The 18,927-nt window shown below is 44.6% G+C and carries 19 protein-coding genes; 6 read left to right on the top strand and 13 right to left on the bottom strand.

All coding sequences use genetic code 11. The features are described 5' to 3' along the window. Positions 1–382: 382 nt before the first annotated feature. The 13 genes from J6836_RS02065 to napF all read right to left on the bottom strand — a co-directional run bounded on the left by J6836_RS02065 (position 383) and on the right by napF (position 11,448). A complete protein-coding gene (locus J6836_RS02065; RefSeq protein ID WP_219246371.1) occupies positions 383–1,453 on the bottom strand; it encodes a cytochrome c-type biogenesis protein CcmH in 1,071 nt (356 codons plus the stop codon). Beyond that, the gene (locus J6836_RS02060; protein WP_219246344.1) at positions 1,450–2,007 is read right to left on the bottom strand and encodes a DsbE family thiol:disulfide interchange protein; all 558 of its coding nucleotides are present in this window, start codon (positions 2,005–2,007) and stop codon (positions 1,450–1,452) included. The genes J6836_RS02065 and J6836_RS02060 overlap by 4 nt, the downstream gene beginning before the upstream one ends. Then, positions 2,004–3,935, bottom strand: coding sequence for a heme lyase CcmF/NrfE family subunit (locus J6836_RS02055; protein WP_219246343.1), 1,932 nt, complete (start codon positions 3,933–3,935; stop codon positions 2,004–2,006). The genes J6836_RS02060 and J6836_RS02055 overlap by 4 nt, the downstream gene beginning before the upstream one ends. Further along, positions 3,932–4,417 carry a cytochrome c maturation protein CcmE gene (gene ccmE, locus J6836_RS02050; protein WP_219246341.1) on the bottom strand — a complete coding sequence of 162 codons (486 nt, stop codon included), beginning with the start codon at positions 4,415–4,417 and terminating at the stop codon, positions 3,932–3,934. Before ccmE ends, J6836_RS02055 begins: the two co-directional genes overlap by 4 nt. Next, positions 4,414–4,626: a heme exporter protein CcmD gene (ccmD, locus tag J6836_RS02045; RefSeq protein WP_219246339.1), complete on the bottom strand. Its 213-nt coding sequence runs from the start codon at positions 4,624–4,626 to the stop codon at positions 4,414–4,416. Before ccmD ends, ccmE begins: the two co-directional genes overlap by 4 nt. Next, positions 4,623–5,363, bottom strand: coding sequence for a heme ABC transporter permease (locus J6836_RS02040; RefSeq protein WP_219246337.1), 741 nt, complete (start codon positions 5,361–5,363; stop codon positions 4,623–4,625). The genes ccmD and J6836_RS02040 overlap by 4 nt, the downstream gene beginning before the upstream one ends. 197 nt (positions 5,364–5,560) lie before the next feature. Then, positions 5,561–6,199: a cytochrome c-type protein NapC gene (gene napC, locus J6836_RS02035; protein WP_219246335.1), complete on the bottom strand. Its 639-nt coding sequence runs from the start codon at positions 6,197–6,199 to the stop codon at positions 5,561–5,563. A gap of 9 nt (positions 6,200–6,208) precedes the next feature. Beyond that, complete coding sequence (gene napB, locus J6836_RS02030; RefSeq protein WP_219246333.1) at positions 6,209–6,658, bottom strand: nitrate reductase cytochrome c-type subunit; 450 nt, start codon at positions 6,656–6,658, stop codon at positions 6,209–6,211. Beyond that, positions 6,655–7,518, bottom strand: a complete 864-nt coding sequence (gene napH, locus J6836_RS02025; RefSeq protein WP_219246331.1) for a quinol dehydrogenase ferredoxin subunit NapH — start codon at positions 7,516–7,518, stop codon at positions 6,655–6,657. Before napH ends, napB begins: the two co-directional genes overlap by 4 nt. Next, positions 7,505–8,215, bottom strand: coding sequence for a ferredoxin-type protein NapG (gene napG, locus J6836_RS02020; RefSeq protein ID WP_219246330.1), 711 nt, complete (start codon positions 8,213–8,215; stop codon positions 7,505–7,507). The genes napH and napG overlap by 14 nt, the downstream gene beginning before the upstream one ends. 6 nt (positions 8,216–8,221) lie before the next feature. After that, complete coding sequence (napA, locus tag J6836_RS02015) at positions 8,222–10,708, bottom strand: nitrate reductase catalytic subunit NapA (protein WP_219246328.1); 2,487 nt, start codon at positions 10,706–10,708, stop codon at positions 8,222–8,224. Next, positions 10,689–10,967: a chaperone NapD gene (gene napD / locus J6836_RS02010; RefSeq protein ID WP_219246326.1), complete on the bottom strand. Its 279-nt coding sequence runs from the start codon at positions 10,965–10,967 to the stop codon at positions 10,689–10,691. Before napD ends, napA begins: the two co-directional genes overlap by 20 nt. Beyond that, positions 10,957–11,448 (bottom strand): ferredoxin-type protein NapF, encoded by a 492-nt coding sequence (gene napF, locus J6836_RS02005; protein ID WP_219246324.1) that lies wholly within the window; start codon positions 11,446–11,448, stop codon positions 10,957–10,959. Before napF ends, napD begins: the two co-directional genes overlap by 11 nt. An 811-nt stretch (positions 11,449–12,259) precedes the next feature. Here napF and nrfA point away from each other — a divergent pair. Genes nrfA through nrfF form a run of 6 tightly spaced genes read left to right on the top strand, consistent with a single transcriptional unit; the run spans position 12,260 to position 18,872 of the window. Then, positions 12,260–13,699 carry an ammonia-forming nitrite reductase cytochrome c552 subunit gene (gene nrfA, locus J6836_RS02000; RefSeq protein WP_219246322.1) on the top strand — a complete coding sequence of 480 codons (1,440 nt, stop codon included), beginning with the start codon at positions 12,260–12,262 and terminating at the stop codon, positions 13,697–13,699. Between the two features lie 47 nt (positions 13,700–13,746). Further along, positions 13,747–14,316: a cytochrome c nitrite reductase pentaheme subunit gene (gene nrfB / locus J6836_RS01995; RefSeq protein ID WP_219246320.1), complete on the top strand. Its 570-nt coding sequence runs from the start codon at positions 13,747–13,749 to the stop codon at positions 14,314–14,316. Continuing rightward, positions 14,313–14,984, top strand: coding sequence for a cytochrome c nitrite reductase Fe-S protein (gene nrfC, locus J6836_RS01990; RefSeq protein ID WP_219246318.1), 672 nt, complete (start codon positions 14,313–14,315; stop codon positions 14,982–14,984). Before nrfB ends, nrfC begins: the two co-directional genes overlap by 4 nt. After that, on the top strand, positions 14,981–15,937 hold the full coding sequence (gene nrfD, locus J6836_RS01985; RefSeq protein ID WP_219246316.1) for a cytochrome c nitrite reductase subunit NrfD: 957 nt from the start codon (positions 14,981–14,983) through the stop codon (positions 15,935–15,937). Before nrfC ends, nrfD begins: the two co-directional genes overlap by 4 nt. Before the next feature lie 24 nt (positions 15,938–15,961). Further along, complete coding sequence (locus J6836_RS01980; protein ID WP_219246314.1) at positions 15,962–17,821, top strand: heme lyase CcmF/NrfE family subunit; 1,860 nt, start codon at positions 15,962–15,964, stop codon at positions 17,819–17,821. Next, positions 17,814–18,872 (top strand): heme lyase NrfEFG subunit NrfF, encoded by a 1,059-nt coding sequence (nrfF, locus tag J6836_RS01975; RefSeq protein ID WP_219246312.1) that lies wholly within the window; start codon positions 17,814–17,816, stop codon positions 18,870–18,872. The genes J6836_RS01980 and nrfF overlap by 8 nt, the downstream gene beginning before the upstream one ends. Positions 18,873–18,927 lie beyond the last annotated feature (55 nt).

Here is an 18,927-nt window from a genome sequence, read left to right as displayed (position 1 = left end):
TAACTCTCATTTCTTTAATTATTTAATTTAAAAATAAACAGTTTATTGTTTATTTTAAAGCCAAATTATCAACCTATTACCCTGCATTGTTTAAATTTAATTATAATAAATATGCTTATTCATCGTCGCAGTCTATCGACAAAAAAGAAGTGTCTCTTTGTGATGATATTCACAGTTCAATAAATTCACAAAAATAAAAAGCAAGAACTGATTGAAGTTGAGGGCCATGGCAGAGGTGGGTTAAGTGGGATTGTGATGTTTTACGCCCTTGAAGCAAAGAATTATTCTCTAAAGGCGCTAACGTGACTTGAATGGACTTAAAACTATAAAAACAAAAACGGGGACTTACGCCCCCGTTTAAATCATATTGACCAAACTGATGTTACTTATCCGCAGGCATGCCTTTCTTTTCATGCACCATCATCAGTGCTTGCTCTACACTGCGCTCGATAATCGCTCGGCGCTGATCATTTTCAGGTAACAGTTTTAACATCATTTGCCATGCTGAAATCGCCTCTGCGTAACGCTCTTGCTCAAATGCATTGAAAGCAAAAATGCTTAATGCTTTTACATTCGTGCGATCTTCTGCAATCAGCTTTTTCAGTAACTCTGCACCTTGGCGGTTATCTTCTGGGTCTGAAGAACGCGTTAAAACTTCCGCATAACCAATCACCACATTTTCATCTTTTGGTGAAAGGCGATACGCACGGCCATACGCATCGGTTGCCATAGTTGCATTACCCAGCACCATACCAATGCGCCCTAACATCACCCATGCTTCTATATTTTGCGGATCTTCTTGTAAGCGAGTACGCAAGCCTAATGCTAAATGCTCCATTTCAGCATTATTCAGTGGTGGCTCTGACGGGTCTAAGGCTCTATCCAGCAAGGCTGGTGCTTGTTGATAAGCATTATTCCAATCCGCAACTTTTTCATAGCTGCCTACTTGATAATACGCCCCCGCAGCAACACCCAGTGCAATCAATGCGCCTGGTAGATACACCCAATAACTCGCACGTGAAGCTTCCGGAATTTCATCTTCTTCCCCGTTTTCCACTTGCTTGATACGCACGCGTTTTTTTGAACGGGCAAAAATAATCCAACCACCAATGATAATCGCAGCAAATGGCAGCCCCCATAACATCATCGTCAATGGCGTTAATGGTGGGTTATAAGTAACAAAGTAACCATAACGCGCCACCATATAATCGACGATTTCATCACGGTTTTTGCCTTCTTTCATCAACTCATACACTTTTTGACGCAAATCCAATGCAATCATAGAGTTAGAGTCAGCAATGCTGTTATTTTGGCACTTAGGGCAGCGCAACTCTTCCGTTAACTTACGAAATTGCTGCTCTTGCTGTTCGTTATCAAACGTAAACACTTCCGTAGAGGCATACGTGATTGTTGCACTGAGAGCCAACATCAATAAACCGAGTAAATACCTCATTGGTTCGCCTCCTGGTTATAGCGCTCCCAAAGGGGCTTGAATTCTTTTTCCCAGACACGCTCATCCATGGCTCCTGCGTGGCGGTAACGGATAATACCATTGCCATCAATCAGGAAGGTTTCTGGCGCACCATAAACCCCGAGATCAAGCGCTAACATGCCTTCACCATCAAATAAACTCAATGCGTAAGGGTTGCCCAACTGGCGCAACCACACAACCGCTTTGTCGCGTTTGTCTTTGTAATTTAAGCCAACCACACGCACACCTTGCGCGGATAACGTGTTGAGATACTGGTGCTCCGCACGGCAAGTGACGCACCATGTTGCCCAAACATTCAATAAGATAGGCTGGCCTTGCGTTAACACCTCCGACTCATAATGCTTTCCGGGGTTTTCTAACGATTCCAAGCGAAAAACAGGCACAGGCTTACCAATTAATGCTGATTCCAATAAACGCGGGTCATCCCCTTCTGCATTACGCATCAACTGCCACAGCAATACCGCAGCTATCCCTGCGAAGATAATAAAAGGGATTAAAAAGACTTTGCGGTTCATGCTGTTTCCCCTTGCAATTTGCGACGACGATAACGTGGGTCAAACAAGCAGAACAACGCGCCGATTGCCATTAACACACCACCTGACCAGATCCAGCGAACAAATGGTTTATAATACAAACGCATAGTCCACGTATTTTTATCAACTTCCTCACCGAGGGCTGCGTATAAATCGCGGGTAATACCGCCATCAATCGCCGCTTCAGTCATAACGGCACGACTGACGCTGTAAAAACGTTTTTCTGGCATTAAGATGCTAACCACTTTGTCGTTTTTGGTGACGGAAATACTGCCGATAACCCCTTGGTAGTTCGGGCCATCTGCTTCACGCACACCATTAAACGTAAAGGTATAACCGTGAATAGCAATGTTATCTCCCGGTTTCATTTTCACATCGCGCTCAATACTGTAATTTTGGCTAAAGGCGATCCCAACAATGGTGACCGCTAAGCCTAAGTGAGCACATACCATGCCCCAGTAACTTGAGGTCAGTTTGATTTTTTTGCTGATGCGCACTTTCATTTCAGCGAACGCTAAAATGGCAATCCATATCGCCATCATCAAACCGACAACGGTTAATGCTTCAACGCGGTCTTCCATCAGCATAGGTAATGCAAATGACAGAATCAGCGTCATCACCGTTGCAATAATCAGCATTTTTTTAATCGCCGCAGGACGGTCACGCCCCCAACGAACCAATGGCCCAATCCCTAATAACAAGGCAAATGGCACCATCAATGCAATAAACATGGTGTTAAAGAACGGCTCACCGATAGAAATGGTACCTAACCCAATTTGTTTATGAACTAACGGCAGTAATGTACCGAGCAGCACCACCAGCATTGCCGCAGTTAAAATCACGTTATTGCCCAGTAACATCGATTCACGTGACCACAGCGCATTGTTAACCCGTGAACGCACTTTATGACCTCGTAATGCAAACACGAGCAACGAGCCACCGATCACCAACACCATAAATGCTAAGATAAATAGCCCGCGGGATGGGTCTGAGGCGAACGCATGCACGGAAACTAACACGCCTGATCGCACTAAGAATGTGCCGAGTAAACATAATGAGAAGGCAAATATCGACAAGAGCAATGACCATGCTTTGAATGTCGCCCGTTGCTCCGTCACTGATAAGGAGTGGATCAACGCCGTTCCCACCAACCATGGCATAAAAGAGGCATTCTCTACTGGGTCCCAGAACCACCAGCCGCCCCAACCAAGCTCATAATATGCCCATGCGGAGCCTAACATGATCCCGAGGGTTAAGAAGAACCATGCCGCCATCGTCCAAGGACGTGCAAAGCGGGTAAAGGAGCTGTCTAATCGCCCACTGAGCAAGGCCGCAATCGCAAAGGCAAATGCCACCGAGAAGCCCACGTACCCCATATACAATAAAGGTGGGTGGAAGATAAGGCCTGGGTCTTGTAACAATGGGTTCAGGTCGCGCCCTTCAATTGGGAACGACGGTAATGTGCGTGAAAATGGGTTTGAGGTAAAAATGATAAACAGCAAGAAACCGACGCTCACCATCCCCATCACGGCAAGTACACGAGCAACGATATCCAGCGGCATGCGATAGCTAAACAGCGCGACTGCGAATGTCCAGCCACTCATCAACAAGACCCATAACAACAGGGAACCTTCGTGAGCACCCCACGTTGCGGCAACACGGTACCAAATCGGTAGTTGAGTATTGGAGTTGTTCGCTACATAGGTGACAGAGAAATCATTTACGACAAACGCATTGACGAGAACAAGAAATGCCCCCGTCACACAAAGAAACAGTAACCACGCCAATGGGCGCGATGAAGCCATCAAGCGTGTATCGTTACGCGCCACTCCCCATAATGGGTAGATGGACAGCAAAACGGCAAGGCCTAGCGCTAAGCACAGTAAAATGCTACCAATTTCTGGGATCATGACGCATTTTCCTTATAGGCTGCGGCAGGTCTCCGGTGGTTTTCTTGCATCGCTTTTTCCACTTCTGGTGGCGTATAGTTTTCATCATGTTTTGCTAACACTTCTTTCGCTAAAACATGGTTATTTTCTTGTAATTCGCCTTGTACAACGACGCCTTGCCCCTCTTTAAATAAGTCTGGCAAGATGCCTTCATAACTGACATCAATTTCCGCTTCTGCATCATAAACGGTGAAGGTGATTTTTAATGATTTTGGATCAGCATCGCGCACAACACTGCCCGGCATTACCATGCCACCTACACGTAAACGCTGCCCAACCTCAGGCATTTGCTGAGTTTCACGTTTACCATAAATGATTTCACCTGGTGTATAAAAGAGGTCAATACTTGAGCGCAGTGCGTAGAGGATCAGCGCTAGCGTTAAGCCAACACCAATAATGATGGAACAAATTAACCAAAGTCGGTTACGACGACGAATATTCACATCCCCTCCCTACGCGCTCTTGCGGCTTTTTGTCTTTGTTCGCGAGCTTGCTGTTGAATAATGGCATTAATAATTATTTTTCGTTGGATAACGGTATGCACACAGAGTAGCAAAATAGGAATTAAGGTCAGCGCCACCGCCAACCAGACATAAAACCCATAGCCTCCCATTGCAAAAAAATCGCTCCAAGATGCAAATGCGCTGGTCATTGAGGGCGCCCTCCTTTTTTCACAATATCGAGCACCCAAGGGCGGTTACGTTCGAGGATCAATAACTGATTACGTAAGCGGATGAGTGTTAAAGAGATAAATAAGAATAGATACCCAAGAATAGCTAAGCGTAAAGGTGTACGCATTGCTGGGTTAATACTTTCTTGCATGCGTGTCGACGGCTGATGCAGCGTTTGCCACCATTCCACAGAGTAATGAATGATAGGTAAGTTAATCACGCCAATTAATACTAAAATCGCCGCGGCTTTACCCGCAGTACGGCGGTCATCAAAAGCATGCCATAACGCAATAACGCCCACATACAGAAAAAATAGAATCAATTCAGAGGTTAAACGTGCATCCCACACCCACCAAGCGCCCCACATCGGCTTACCCCATGTCGCGCCAGTGACTAATGCAATGAAAGTAAAGACCGCGCCAACTGGTGCCATCGCGGCAATCGCCAGTTCAGACACTTTCATCTGCCACACCAGCCCAATAAAGGCCGTGATAGCCATCGTGGCATAAATCCCCATTGACCACATCGCAGCAGGCACGTGGATATACATGATGCGGTAGCTCTCACTTTGCACTTTATCGGTCGGTGCAAAACCAAAGCCCCAGACCCAACCTACCGCTAAACAAATCACACTTAATATAATAAACCACGGTACTAGACGCCCACATAACCGGTAAAGGTTAACGGGGATGGCAAGTTGATGAAGCTTTTTCCACATAGTTTAATTACCCTGATTTATTATATTGTTAGTAAATGCTGAGTGACAGCATCATACAATACACATTAAAAAAGCAAAGATATTGATTTAACACAAATATAACTTAGGCTGATTATACTCTTACGCATAATCAGCCTATTTCGTGATCATCACTTATAATTCATTAAGATAACTCATCATAAAACGATAACTCCCGATTAAAAGCCCGGCTCAACTTCACGCATATCAGGCAGCTTATGTGCAATCCCTTTATGGCAGTCTATACAGGTTTTACCATCCGTAACGGCTTGATCATGCATTTTGGCTGCTACCCCTTTTTGGGCAGTGAAATCCATATACTCAAAATTGTGACAGTTACGGCACTCCTGCGAGTCATTGTTTTTCATACGCCGCCACTCACTTTGCGCCATGGCTAAACGGTGGTCTTCAAATTTTTGCGGTGTATCGATAATGCCAAAAATTTTCCCATATAACTCTTTACTGGCTTGAATTTTACGCACCATTTTCGGGCCAAATTCGTGAGGAACGTGGCAATCTGGGCAAGTTGCACGAACACCACTACGGTTAGTATAGTGAATTGTATCCATATATTCTTCATAGACATTTTCACGCATTTCGTGACAGCTAATACAAAACTCTTCTGTATTTGCCATCTCCATACCCGTATTGAAACCGCCCCAGAAAATCACGCCACTGACAAAGCCAATTAGCAATAATGTGCCTAATGCTAAGCGGCTTGGTCTACGCCACCACTGCCATACACGTCTAATTAACCCAAACACGCCTTTTTTCTTCGGCTTGTCGCCCGTTGTTGGTTTTTCGTTATTATTTGCCATAATTCCCCCTTATTTCCCAAAGCCTTTGGATGGGGTAAATGTGTTATCAATGATAGCCGGCGTATCGGATTGCGGTACATGGCACTGTAAACAGAAATAACGGTTTGGTGCAACTTCACCCAATACTTTCCCCGTAGCATCCATAAAGTGTGTAGGGCTCACACGCGGCGCACCTGTAGTACGATAATTTTCAACACCGTGGCACTGTAAACAACGGTTTGTGTTAGTGGTAATTTGGTAGCCATCCACGCTATGTGGGATCATCGGCGGCTGGTTCACATAGTTTAGTGCCATTCTTTCTTGCTCTTTAGGAATATGAATACTTCCCTCAGTCGTACCAGACACTTCAGGTGACTGACTCAAATCGACACCGTTAGCAGCCCAAACTAGACCGCTGACAACAAAGACCATACCTGCGATTGCGCGGCTTAGCGTCTTTTTCAGGACTGAATTTTTCATGATTTAGCTCCCGAGCTCCATCGTAGTGTTATTTTAAAAACATCCTCAGAACAGACGTCGATACAGCGACCGCAAGTGATGCAGTCCTTATCGGAAATCAGAGCTGGGGCCTGTTTATCTAGGACCGGTGCGCGCAACACTTGCGGCTCCGGACAAACGTGGAAACAATCCATACAGCGGCTACAGTCTTTTTTATTGACCGCTGTGACGACTAGTGCGCCCTTACAACCCGCGACACCATACAGTGCGCCTAATGGGCAAAGGTGACCGCACCATCCATGTTCCACTACCAATAAATCGAATAAAAACAGCGCAACTAAAACCAATGCGCCACTTCCAAAACCGAAAATTAAACTGCGCCCCATTAATGAAACTGGGTTTAGCCATTCCCACAGTAACGTGCCTGTCACCGCTGAACCCACTAAAATCACCACCAGCAACACATAACGAATGTAGCGTGGAATGGTGGCAGATTGGTTCAGGTCGAACTTACGACGCAGCCATGCCGCGGCGTCAGTTATCGGATTAACAGGGCAAATCCAACTGCAAAAAATGCGTTTACCTAATAGCGCATACACACCGAACACGATGGCGGCACCGATCAGCGCAGAGATCCCTGGTAAGTAACCACTTGCTAAGCTCTCTAACGTAATCAGTGGGTCAGTCAATGGCACTGTGTCTAACAATAAGCTGCTGCTATAGTTCCCGTGTAATATCCACACACCAAACCATGGACCACTCAAAAACATCGCTAGCACCAATAATTGGCTGACACGCCTTAATACCAACCATTTGTGGCTCTGCCACCACCCTTTTTTTGCCTGAGCTTCACGTCCGGCGTCGCGTTTACGATTTGCCATTGTTTCCCTCCAGCCAACCAAAACGGTAATGATGGCCTAATTCACCTTTCGCCAAATCTCTTGGCAACACTTTGATAGCCGCTTCTTCCAACACGCAAGCTTGCTCGCATTTACCGCACCCCGTGCAGTAATTGCTGTTTACCGTTGGTAAGAAACGCGCGTGTTTACCTGTTCGATGGTTTTGCTCAAGTTCCAATGTGATAGCTTCGTCAATAAGCGGACAAACGCGGTAACACACATCGCAACGCAACCCTTGGAAATTCAGACAGTTTTCTTGGTCAAGTAACACAGCCAAGCCCATACGCGCATCATTGATAGACTCAATGTCTTTATCCAACGCGCCACTTGGGCACACTTTCGCGCAGGGAATGTCTTCACACATTTCACACGGGTTTTCGCGGGCGATAAAATACGGTGTTCCCGCTGCCAGACCTGATGCCAATGTGGCTAATTTCAACATGTCATAAGGGCAGGCTTGAACGCATTGACCACAGCGCACACAGGCACTGGCAAATGCCGTTTCATTCAGCGCACCCGGCGGGCGAAGTCTCACACCGCTCGCTCGGGAGGTTTGTTGCTGAAGCCCCAGTACCACGCCAACAGCCACTAACCCACCTGCTGCGCGACCTACATCACGCAAAAAGCGACGGCGACTGTTCTGGGACTTAACCTTGTTAGGATTAGTTTTCTGGGGCATGAGCAATTACACCTTTTCCAGTTTAACGGCACATTTTTTGTAGTCCGTTTCTTTCGAAAGTGGGTCAGTCGCATCCAGTGTTAAGTTATTCACTAATTGCGCTGCGTCGAAGAACGCCATGTACACCAAGCCTTTTGGTGGTCTATTACGGCCGCGAGTTTCAACGATAGTTGTCACATCACCACGGCGAGAAACCACTTTGACTTTGTCACCACGACGCAATCCACGGTCTTTCGCATCGAGTGGGTGCATAAACACTAACGATTCAGGGAAAGCACGGTGCAATTCAGGCACACGGCGAGTCATACTGCCGGTATGCCAATGTTCAAGGACACGCCCTGTCGATAACCACAGGTCATATTCTTTATCTGGTGATTCTGCAGCAGGCTCAAATGGCAGAGCAAAGATTACCGCCTTGCCGTCGGGTTTACCGTAGAACTGGTAACCTTCACCCGCTTTAACGTAAGGGTCATTCCCTTCGCTATAACGCCATTGAGTTTCTTTGCCATCCACCACTGGCCAACGGATACCGCGAGCTTTGTGGTAAGCATCAAAGTCCGCTAAGTCATGGCCATGACCACGGCCAAACCCTGCGTATTCTTCAAATAAGCCTTTTTGTAAGTAGAAGCCCAATTCACGTGACTCATCGTTTAATTGGTCTTCGGCTAACTCTGTCACTGGGAATTTGGTCACCGCGCCGTTAGCAAACAACACGTCGTACAATGTTTTACCGCGCAGTTCTGGTTTTTTCGCTAGTAACTCTTCTGGCCACACTTCATCAGTTTTAAAGCGTTTGGAGAATAACACCATCTGCATTAAGTCAGACTTAGCTTCACCCGGCGCTTGAACTTGTTGACGCCAGAATTGAGTACGACGCTCTGCGTTACCGTAAGCCCCTTCTTTCTCTACCCACATTGCGGTAGGTAAGATTAAGTCGGCAGCCAATGCGCTAACCGTTGGGTATGGGTCAGATACCACAATAAAGTTACGTGGATCGCGCCACCCAGGCATACGTTCTTGATTGATATTTGGGCCCGCTTGCATGTTGTTGTTACACATAACCCAATAGAAATTCAGCTTCCCGTCTTTTAAAGCACGGTCTTGTGCAACGGCGTGTAAACCCACTTTTTCTGGGATGGTGCCCGCAGGTAATCCCCAAACGCCTTCCACTTTTTCACGGTGTTTTTCGTTAGTCACCACCATGTCAGCAGGTAAACGGTGTGAGAATGTCCCCACTTCACGTGCTGTACCACAGGCTGATGGCTGACCCGTTAAGGAGAACGGACCGCAGCCCGGTTGAGAGATTTTACCAGTTAATAAGTGCAGGTTGTACGCAAGGTTATTTGCCCAAACACCACGAGTGTGCTGGTTAAAGCCCATTGTCCAATAAGAAACCACTTTGGTTTTCGGATTCGCATACAGCTCGGCTAACTCGACTAACTGGTCTTTTGGCACACCAGTCATTTCTGCGGTTTTGTCTAAGGTATATTCCGAAACAAAGGCTTTATATTCTTCCCATGTCATTGGTTCTGAGGCATCAGAGCCTGCATTTTTAGCGCTTTTTTCTAATGGATGAGTCGGACGTAAACCATAACCGATGTCTGTTGCACCACGGCGTAAGTTAACGTGTTTATCCAAGAAATCCTGATTAACTGCATTATTCTGAATAATATAGTTCGCAATATAGTTCAGGATCACCAAGTCAGACTGCGGCGTAAATACAATGCCGTTATCCGCAAGTTCAAAGCTACGGTGTTTGAACGTAGACAGCACCGCAACACGTACGTCTGGGTTAGATAAACGGCGGTTAGTAATGCGCGACCATAAAATAGGGTGCATTTCGGCCATATTTGAGCCCCACAGAACGAAAGCATCTGCGTGCTCAATATCGTCATAACATCCCATCGGTTCATCCATACCAAAGGTACGCATAAAACCAACGACTGCTGACGCCATACAGTGGCGCGCATTCGGGTCTAAGTTATTTGAACGAAAACCGCCTTTAAATAGTTTAGAGGCGGCGTAGCCTTCCCAAACTGTCCATTGGCCTGAACCGAACATACCGATCCCTTCTGGGCCTTTTTCTTTTAAGGTGGTTTTAACTTTTTCTTCCATGACATCAAATGCTTGTTCCCACGTGATCGGTGTGAACTCGCCATTTTTATCATATTCACCGTCTTTCATGCGCAACATTGGCTGCGTTAAACGGTCTTTTCCGTACATGATTTTCGGTAAGAAATAGCCTTTGATACAGTTTAGGCCACGGTTTACAGGGGCTTCAGGGTCACCTTGGCTCGCAACAATACGGCCATTTTGTGTACCAACAAGAACACCACAACCTGTGCCGCAGAAACGGCACGGGGCTTTGTCCCATTTAATGCTTTCTTGTTGACCGACGACCGCTTTCGCAATACTGGGTGTGCCAATACCTGCCGCCGCAGCAGCGGCCGCTATCGCATTGGCTTTCATAAAGCTACGACGACTGAGTTTCATAATCTTCCTCACCTTGCTCATCCTGCTGGTGATACACCAGCGAAACATCTAGCACGCCTTCAAAATCGCGTACTAAATCAATAGTATCTAACAACGTTTTACTGCCTTGCCCTTCAACAACGACAATCAGTTTTCCGTTTTCAGGGGCGCTAATCGCCACTTCACAGTTCGGAAGCTGATTTATTTTTTCGGTCACAGCAGATATTCGTTCGCTTTTTATTTGTACAATCAAACTGCACACTTGGTATTTACTGTGCATGTTCATGCTCCACGGTAATGGCTGATACAGGACAACCTGCAACACAGGCACCACAGCCTGTACAGCCTTGTGTTTCTATTTTTGGCTGGTAAATACCTGCCAGTGACGGACGAAAAGAGATAACTTCAGGTTCACAACTGTCTTGGCAACGGCGGCATTCGATAGATTTAAATGCAAGGCAGTTCTGACCGATAGAAACGGTGATATCCCAAGGTTGGGTTTGTTGTGGCAGGAAAATAGGTTCAGGGCAGGCGGTCGCACACGCGTAGCAAAAGGTACATTCGCCACGTTTAAAGTCAATAATAGGGTATCCGCCTGCGCCAGCTTGCAAAATTGTCGTTTCACAACTTTCCACACAAGCGTTGCAACGGGTACACTTTTCAATAAAGTGCGCTTCACTACCACTCCATGGCGGTCGAACCACTGGAGCGGCATTACGCCACGCACCAGTTAATACTCCCCGACGGGTGAGATCAACCATGTTTATTTCCTTTACATTGCCAACAAAATCGTAAAAAAGTACTGATAAACCGCAGTTTTTATATGTGTATTATTTATGAGAAATATTAACGATAGAGGTTAGAAAAATACATACTACCTAGTAGGTAAAAGGGGTAATGACACCACTTACAACTGAAAATCACTGCATCCAAATTCTTGATAACTTTTGAACATCAAAATGACTAAAAACAGGGAATATAGACAATTTTTTAATTATTCATTAACAATCAATCAATATAGATATTTAATTTAGACGCGAGTTTTAATGTTCTAAGTTTAAATTAACACCAAAACATACCACTAAAGTGGTAGATTCAATGTCATTTTAGAAAAAAATAATTGCAATTTTTTTGATATTACGCACGATTTATTTCTTATTTTACTTTGCGAAATAAAAAACTGATTACACCAAATAATATTATTCATAAAAATCAAATAACTAAATAAAACGAACTTCGTTTTTAAAAATAAGAATCATTACTAAGTCATTACCCAAAATGATCAGTTTAAAACTAGTCAATAATAACTATAGCAATTTCTTTAATACTCCATATTTATTATTTATCTGCATTCTATTTCTTTAATCCAAATTATCTTTTGATCAAAAACAATATTTTTTGTGTGGTTTTTTGTTACACATATAAGTTGGCAATGTCTTGATAGCATCCATCTGCTTGCTATCAAACCTATATAACAAAAAATACCCAAAATCGTTCGAGCAGGATTACCCCCTAAAATAATTGCTCGAAAAATGAAGGGATGGTTGGCTCACATTACTCGAGGCCCTTTTTATGGCAAACATAAGAAATAATGTACTGTGCATACTGAGTCTAGTTGCAGGAATATTTCTCTTTACCTCTGTTCATGCACAAACCCCTACTCCGACTAAGGATGGCACCTCCACAATAAATACACGAAATGAAACTTTCGAAGCCGCTCACCCAGACCAATATCATTCTTGGCGAGCAACCTCTGAACAAGCTAACCGCGAAGATGCCCTAGCAGAAGACCCGCGTTTAGTGATTCTTTGGGCAGGATACCCATTCTCCCGTGACTATAACAAACCGCGGGGTCATGCGTATGCCATCATTGATGTACGTGAAACATTGCGTACAGGTGCACCAAAAGATGCACAAGATGGCCCTTTACCGATGGCTTGCTGGAGCTGTAAAAGCCCCGATGTCGCAAGACTTATTCAAGAGCATGGTGAAGATGGCTATTTTGAAGGCAAATGGGCAAAAGGTGGCCCAGAAGTCGTTAACGCTCTCGGTTGCGGTGACTGCCACAAAACTGACTCCCCTGATTTTGCGAAAGGGAAACCTGAGCTGACCCTAACACGCCCTTATGCAGAGCGTGCGATGGAAACCATTGGCAAACCATTCGACCAAGCCAGTCGTTTCGACCAACAATCCATGGTGTGTGGTCAATGCCACGTTGAGTACTATTTCTCTGGCGACAAAAAAGCCGTTAAATTCCCGTGGGATAACGGAACCAAAGTCGAAGAGATGGAAGTGTACTACGACAATATCGGTTTCTCCGACTGGACAAATACACTATCTAAAGCACCTCTGTTAAAAGCACAACACCCTGAATATGAAACATGGAGCGCGGGTATTCATGGCAAAAATAATGTGACTTGTATTGATTGCCACATGCCGAAACTGCAAAACGAAAAAGGCGAACTGTATACCAGCCATAAAATTGGTAACCCGTTCGACAATTTCGAGCAAACCTGTAGCAACTGCCACACTCAAAGCAAACAACAGCTACAAGATGTCGTTGCAGAGCGTAAGCACGCTATCCAAGAAATGAAAATCAAAGTGGAAGATCAATTAGTTCGAGCTCACTTTGAGGCGAAAGCCGCTTGGGATGCAGGTGCAACTGAAGACGAAATGAAACCAATCCTAACCGATATTCGCCATGCACAATGGCGCTGGGACTTAGCGATTGCGTCTCATGGTATCCACATGCATGCCCCTGATGAAGGTTTACGCATGTTAGGTGGTGCAATGGATAAAGCCGCTGATGCACGAACTAAACTTGCTCGTCTGCTCGGTTCGAAAGGCATCACTCATGAAATTGCCATCCCAGATATTTCCACCAAAGAAAAAGCACAACAAGCCATTGGTTTAGATATGCAAAAAATCAATGCTGAGAAACAAGAGTTCTTAAAAACTGTTGTGCCACAGTGGGATGAACAAGCTCGTAAAAATGACCTATTAGCCAAATAACCGCATTTGCCCCGATGATAAGGGGCAAAACAACCAATGGAGTAATTATGAGCGTACTACGTTCGTTATTCACTGCTGGGGTGCTGGCAACAGGCTTATTATGGGCAGCAGCCGCCTCCGCTACACCTCAAATTGCTGAAGAAAATGCTGATGGCCGTTGGGTTGTCACACAGCAACGCAGCGCTGATGGTGCATGTTTAGATTGTCATAAACCTGACAAAGAAGGTATGCACGGCACGCACTCAGAAGTGGTCAACCCAAACAATAACTTACCCGTGACTTGTACCAACTGCCACGGTAACCCAGGGCCTGATCACCGCGAAGGCGTAAAAGATGTTATGCGCTTCAACAACCCGATGTATACAGTGGAACAGCAAAACAGTGTCTGTTTATCTTGTCACTTACCGGAACAACTGCAAAAAGCGTTCTGGCCCCATGATGTCCACGTGACAAAAGTGGCCTGTGCCAGTTGCCATGACCTCCATCCAAAACAAGATACGATGAAGGTACTGACCGATAAAGGCAAAGTGAAGATCTGTGTTGATTGCCACTCTGAGCAGCGCGACAACCCTGCTTTCAACCCAGCAGCGGTGAAATTGCGTAAGGAGCAGCCATGAGTTGTTCTCGTCGTCAATTCATTATTTATTCAGGAGCACTGGCGGCGGTAGGAGGGATAGCTGGCCACACTCTAGCTAACACCATGAAAATAGACGGCGTTCGCTACGGTATGATCCACGATGAAAATTTGTGTATCGGCTGTACGGCATGCATGGATGCGTGCCGCGAGGTAAACCAAGTCCCAGAGGGTGTTTCACGGTTAACCATTATTCGTAGTGAACCCATCGGCCAGTTTCCAGATGTCAAATATCGTTTCTTTCGCCATTCATGCCAACACTGCGAAAGTGCACCTTGTGTTGATGTCTGCCCAACAGGCGCTTCTTTTATCGATAAAACCACGGGTATTGTGGATGTAAACCCTGACTTGTGTGTGGGCTGCCAATACTGTATCGCGGCATGCCCTTACCGTGTGCGGTTTATTCATCCAGTCAATAAAACAGCGGATAAATGCGATTTTTGTCGAAAAACCAATCTGAAAAATGGTAAGCAACCCGCTTGTGTTGAATCTTGCCCAACCAAAGCACTCACATTTGGTAATTTGGACGATCCGAAGAGTGATATTTCTTTGATGTTGAAAGAGAAGCCCACTTATCGATTCAAAATCGCACTTGGTACTCACCCCAAAATGTACCGAGTTCCATTCAAATATGGGGAGGTTAGCCAATGACAACCGCTTCTGCTTTCCATTTTGAATCACTGGTTTGGGACTGGCCCATCGCGGTTTACCTATTTTTAATCGGTATTTCTGCGGGCTTGGTTGTATTAGCTGTGTTATTGCGCCAGTACTACCCTAACGCCGCTGGTAGCGACAGCACCTTAATGCGCACAACCCTGATTTTAGCGCCAACCACCATTGTGCTGGGCTTATTGATTTTGATTCTCCATTTAACACGTCCATGGACGTTTTGGAAATTGATGTTTCATTACAGCCCAACCTCCGTCATGTCGATGGGGGTCATGCTATTCCAAGTGTATATGGCCGTCTTAGTGGTTTGGCTGGCTAAAATCTATGAAACCGAACTGATTGGTTTGCAACAAAAATGGCTGCCAAAACTTAGCATCATTCCTCGTGTCTTAGCGATGCTCACCCGAGTAATGCGCTTTCTCGATATAATTATGCTAGTTTTAGCGGTATTACTGGGGGCCTATACGGGTTTCTTGCTATCAGCCTTAAAGTCTTATCCGTTCTTAAACAATCCATTATTACCTGCTTTATTCCTATTCTCTGGAATATCGTCAGGAATTGCCGTGTCATTAATTGCATTAGCGTTACGCTATCGCAAAAATATTCATAACCCAGAATCTGCCTTTTTGCATCGCGTAGAAGGTTTTGTGATTTGGTTAGAGATATTCCTATTGGCGGCCTTTTTTGTCGGCTTAGCCTTAGGTGATGACGGTAAAATTCGTTCATTAGTTGCTGCACTAGGTGGCGGATTCTGGACGTGGTGGTTCTGGATTGGTGTGGTTGGCTTCGGCTTTATTATCCCATTAGCTTTAAAAAAATGGGTGGATAAAAGCCACGGCGCAGTAAGAATTTTACTCGTCAGTAGTGCAAGTTTATTCGGCGTATTTTGCCTGCGTTTCTTTGTGTTATATGCAGGGCAATTGACGGTTGCATAATTTATTCAAGAATAAAGGTGATAATTGGAACTAATACTCCCAGAAGTGGGTTTCATCTGCCTTGTGCTGGCGCTGGGTCTCACCAGTTTCCAAGCACTATTTGGGTTTATTGGTCACTTCAGACACGTTCCGAGGCAAATGTCTCAGAACGTGCTTTGGACATCTTTGCAGTTTATCCTATTACTCAGTGCATATATTTGTTTAACCGTCAGTTTTATTAACAGTGATTTTTCGGTGGTTTATGTTGCTCAACATAGCCACCGACTCTCTCCGTTATCTATTAAAATTGCCGCCGTTTGGGGTGGACACGAAGGGTCATTATTCCTCTGGTTACTGTTTATCTCAGCTTGGAGTACCTTATTTGCGTGGCGCTACCGCCAGCAAAAGCACCCATTATTTTCATTAACGCTGACCTTACTCGCCATTGTTAATGCGGCTTTATTGCTGTTTATCGTGTTGTACTCCGACCCTTTCGCTCGTATTTTTCCTCCTGCAATTGAAGGGCGTGACCTCAACCCAATGCTGCAACATTGGGGCTTAATCTTACACCCCCCACTTCTTTATTTAGGTTATAGCGGGTTAATTCTAGTTTGTGCTTTAGTCATTGGCTCGCTCTTATCTAATGCCTTTAATACAACAACCGCTTGGGTTTGCTGGCGCTTTCTTGTACCAAGTTGGTGTATACTCACTCTCGGTATCATCCTTGGCTCATGGTGGGCTTATAGCGAATTGGGCTGGGGTGGATGGTGGTTTTGGGATCCTGTCGAAAATGCATCATTACTTCCGTGGCTCAGTGCTACTGCACTCCTTCATAGCTTAGCCGCATCACGAAAAAATGGGCTTTATCGCCATTGGTCAATATTACTCGCTATCGCAACATTTATTCTTTCATTATTAGGAACGCTAATTGTCCGTTCCGGTATTTTAATGTCTGTACATGCTTTCGCATTAGATAATGTAAGAGCCGTTCCTCTCTTTATATTATTCAGTTTTTTAAGCCTCACCAGCTTACTTATCTATGGGTGGAAGGCCAAAGTTGCTGACAGTACGCATCAAGGAAAAACACAGCGCGAAGTTTATTTATTACTTACATTAATCCTATTCGTCACGGTGTTATTTATTGTACTTACGGGCACCTTGTACCCGATGATTTATACGTTATTTGGCTGGGGTAAAATTTCAGTTGGCGCACCTTACTTCAACCAGACATTATTACCATTTGGCATTCTAATGTTGCTGGTAATCACATTAAATGCATTTAATCCCAATCAGAAAAAACGACGTATTTTTTATATTGCACTTTTCTGCTTACTGCTTGGCCTAGTTTTAGCGCCACAAGGTATTATTATCGCTACCGCGTGTAGTTTATTAACGGCTGTTTTATTGGTCTTATGGTTAAAACCCTTCCAAATGATCCGCCAACAGCTTCCGGCTTTATTAGCGCATACTGGCGTGGTTATTTTTGCTGCAGGTATTGCCTTATCAGTCGGTAGTCGTCAAGAAACCAGCATTAATCTGGCGGTTGGGCAAACCATCACATTGGCAGGCTATCAATTTAAATTTGCCGATTTACAACTCGCGGCACAATCGAATTACACCACTGAAAAAGCCATTATCCATATTACTCAAGAGAACCAATTTCAACATGATTTAATGACAGAGCGCCGTTTTTATCTGGCTCGTCAGCAATTAATGATAGAGCCTGGCATCAACTGGGGATGGCTACGTAACTGGTATGTTGTGCTCGGTGAAAAGACCAGTGACCAACATTATGCAATGCGCTTTTATGTGCAAGATGGTATTCAATGGATATGGGCCGGTGGCATATTAATGTGCCTAGGACTGCTATTTGGTTGGATTCGAGGGCGAAAAAAACATGATTAACCTCTTACGCGCCCTATTTTTATTATTGATTTCAGCAGTCGCAAATGCGCAAATTGTCGATACTTGGCAATTTAATTCTGCTGAAGAACAAGAATATTCTTTGCAGATTGCCTCACAACTGCGCTGCCCTCAATGCCAAAATCAAAATCTATTAGAGTCTAACGCCCCTACCGCTGTCAGTATGCGCCATCAAGTGTATAAAATGGTGTCTGAAGGAAAAAGCCAAACCCAAATAGTACAATATATGACTGACCGCTACGGCGATTTTGTCCTGTACAATCCGCCTATTAATTTCACCACCGCCATTCTTTGGATATTACCTTTTTTTGCATTTTGTCTGATTTCTTACTACCTAATACGCGCCATTCGTACCCAACGAAAACAAGGGTCGCCACAATCATCAGTAAGCCAATCAGAGCAATTATTGGAAATACCTGAAATAAACCCAAACCGTACCACATGGAATCGCAAGCTCAATGCTTTACTCATCGTATTATTCGCAGGTATTACGGCAAGCTATTTTTTATTGCCCCGCTTTCAATTAACTTATGATGAATACCAACGTATTACCGATCCCATAAACGCCTTTACGCCATTAGAACAAGAACAAAATGACCTATTACGCCTACAAAATGATATTCGCCAATCCCCTAAAAATGGTGAACTTTGGGCAATTCTTGGGGAGTATTATTTATACCAAAATAGCTTTGATAATGCGCTAATTGCCTACCAGAGAGCCTTAAAATATACAGGTGAAAATGCACAACTATATTCGGCTATTGCTACTGTTTTATACTATCAAGCTGGCCAGCACCTGACAGATGATACCTTAGCCGTTATTAATAAAGCACTCAGTCTTGATAATAATGAAGTGACCGCACTCATGTTGCTTGCATCTGATGCATTTATGAATGCAGACTATGATAAGGCCATTCGAATCTGGCAAACTCTACTCGATAGCAATAGCCCACGGATTAATCGGGCACAACTTATTGAAGCCATTCAAATGGCAAAAATCATGAATAATAATAACATTACTTCTAAACCTTAATAATACTAACGTTAGGTATTAATACATGTTAATCTATCACTAAGTGATATTTCCT

The organism is Providencia sp. R33 (assembly GCF_019343475.1).
Lineage (GTDB): Bacteria > Pseudomonadota > Gammaproteobacteria > Enterobacterales > Enterobacteriaceae > Providencia.
Note: the sequence above shows the minus strand (reverse complement) of the source record. Positions and strands in the feature narration are given on the sequence as shown.

Excerpts from the sequence above, each read along its gene's own strand:
- nrfC (WP_219246318.1), top strand. The coding sequence starts at position 14,313 with ATGAGTTGTTCTCGTCGTCAATTCATTATTTATTCAGGAGCACTGGCG.
- napG (WP_219246330.1), bottom strand. The coding sequence starts at position 8,215 with ATGCCCCAGAAAACTAATCCTAACAAGGTTAAGTCCCAGAACAGTCGC.
- napD (WP_219246326.1), bottom strand. The coding sequence starts at position 10,967 with ATGCACAGTAAATACCAAGTGTGCAGTTTGATTGTACAAATAAAAAGC.
- napF (WP_219246324.1), bottom strand. The coding sequence starts at position 11,448 with ATGGTTGATCTCACCCGTCGGGGAGTATTAACTGGTGCGTGGCGTAAT.
- J6836_RS02040 (WP_219246337.1), bottom strand. The coding sequence starts at position 5,363 with ATGTGGAAAAAGCTTCATCAACTTGCCATCCCCGTTAACCTTTACCGG.
- nrfA (WP_219246322.1), top strand. The coding sequence starts at position 12,260 with ATGGCAAACATAAGAAATAATGTACTGTGCATACTGAGTCTAGTTGCA.
- nrfB (WP_219246320.1), top strand. The coding sequence starts at position 13,747 with ATGAGCGTACTACGTTCGTTATTCACTGCTGGGGTGCTGGCAACAGGC.
- J6836_RS02060 (WP_219246344.1), bottom strand. The coding sequence starts at position 2,007 with ATGAACCGCAAAGTCTTTTTAATCCCTTTTATTATCTTCGCAGGGATA.
- J6836_RS02065 (WP_219246371.1), bottom strand. The coding sequence starts at position 1,453 with ATGAGGTATTTACTCGGTTTATTGATGTTGGCTCTCAGTGCAACAATC.
- nrfD (WP_219246316.1), top strand. The coding sequence starts at position 14,981 with ATGACAACCGCTTCTGCTTTCCATTTTGAATCACTGGTTTGGGACTGG.
- napA (WP_219246328.1), bottom strand. The coding sequence starts at position 10,708 with ATGAAACTCAGTCGTCGTAGCTTTATGAAAGCCAATGCGATAGCGGCC.
- napH (WP_219246331.1), bottom strand. The coding sequence starts at position 7,518 with ATGGCAAATCGTAAACGCGACGCCGGACGTGAAGCTCAGGCAAAAAAA.
- napB (WP_219246333.1), bottom strand. The coding sequence starts at position 6,658 with ATGAAAAATTCAGTCCTGAAAAAGACGCTAAGCCGCGCAATCGCAGGT.
- nrfF (WP_219246312.1), top strand. The coding sequence starts at position 17,814 with ATGATTAACCTCTTACGCGCCCTATTTTTATTATTGATTTCAGCAGTC.
- napC (WP_219246335.1), bottom strand. The coding sequence starts at position 6,199 with ATGGCAAATAATAACGAAAAACCAACAACGGGCGACAAGCCGAAGAAA.
- J6836_RS02055 (WP_219246343.1), bottom strand. The coding sequence starts at position 3,935 with ATGATCCCAGAAATTGGTAGCATTTTACTGTGCTTAGCGCTAGGCCTT.
- ccmD (WP_219246339.1), bottom strand. The coding sequence starts at position 4,626 with ATGACCAGCGCATTTGCATCTTGGAGCGATTTTTTTGCAATGGGAGGC.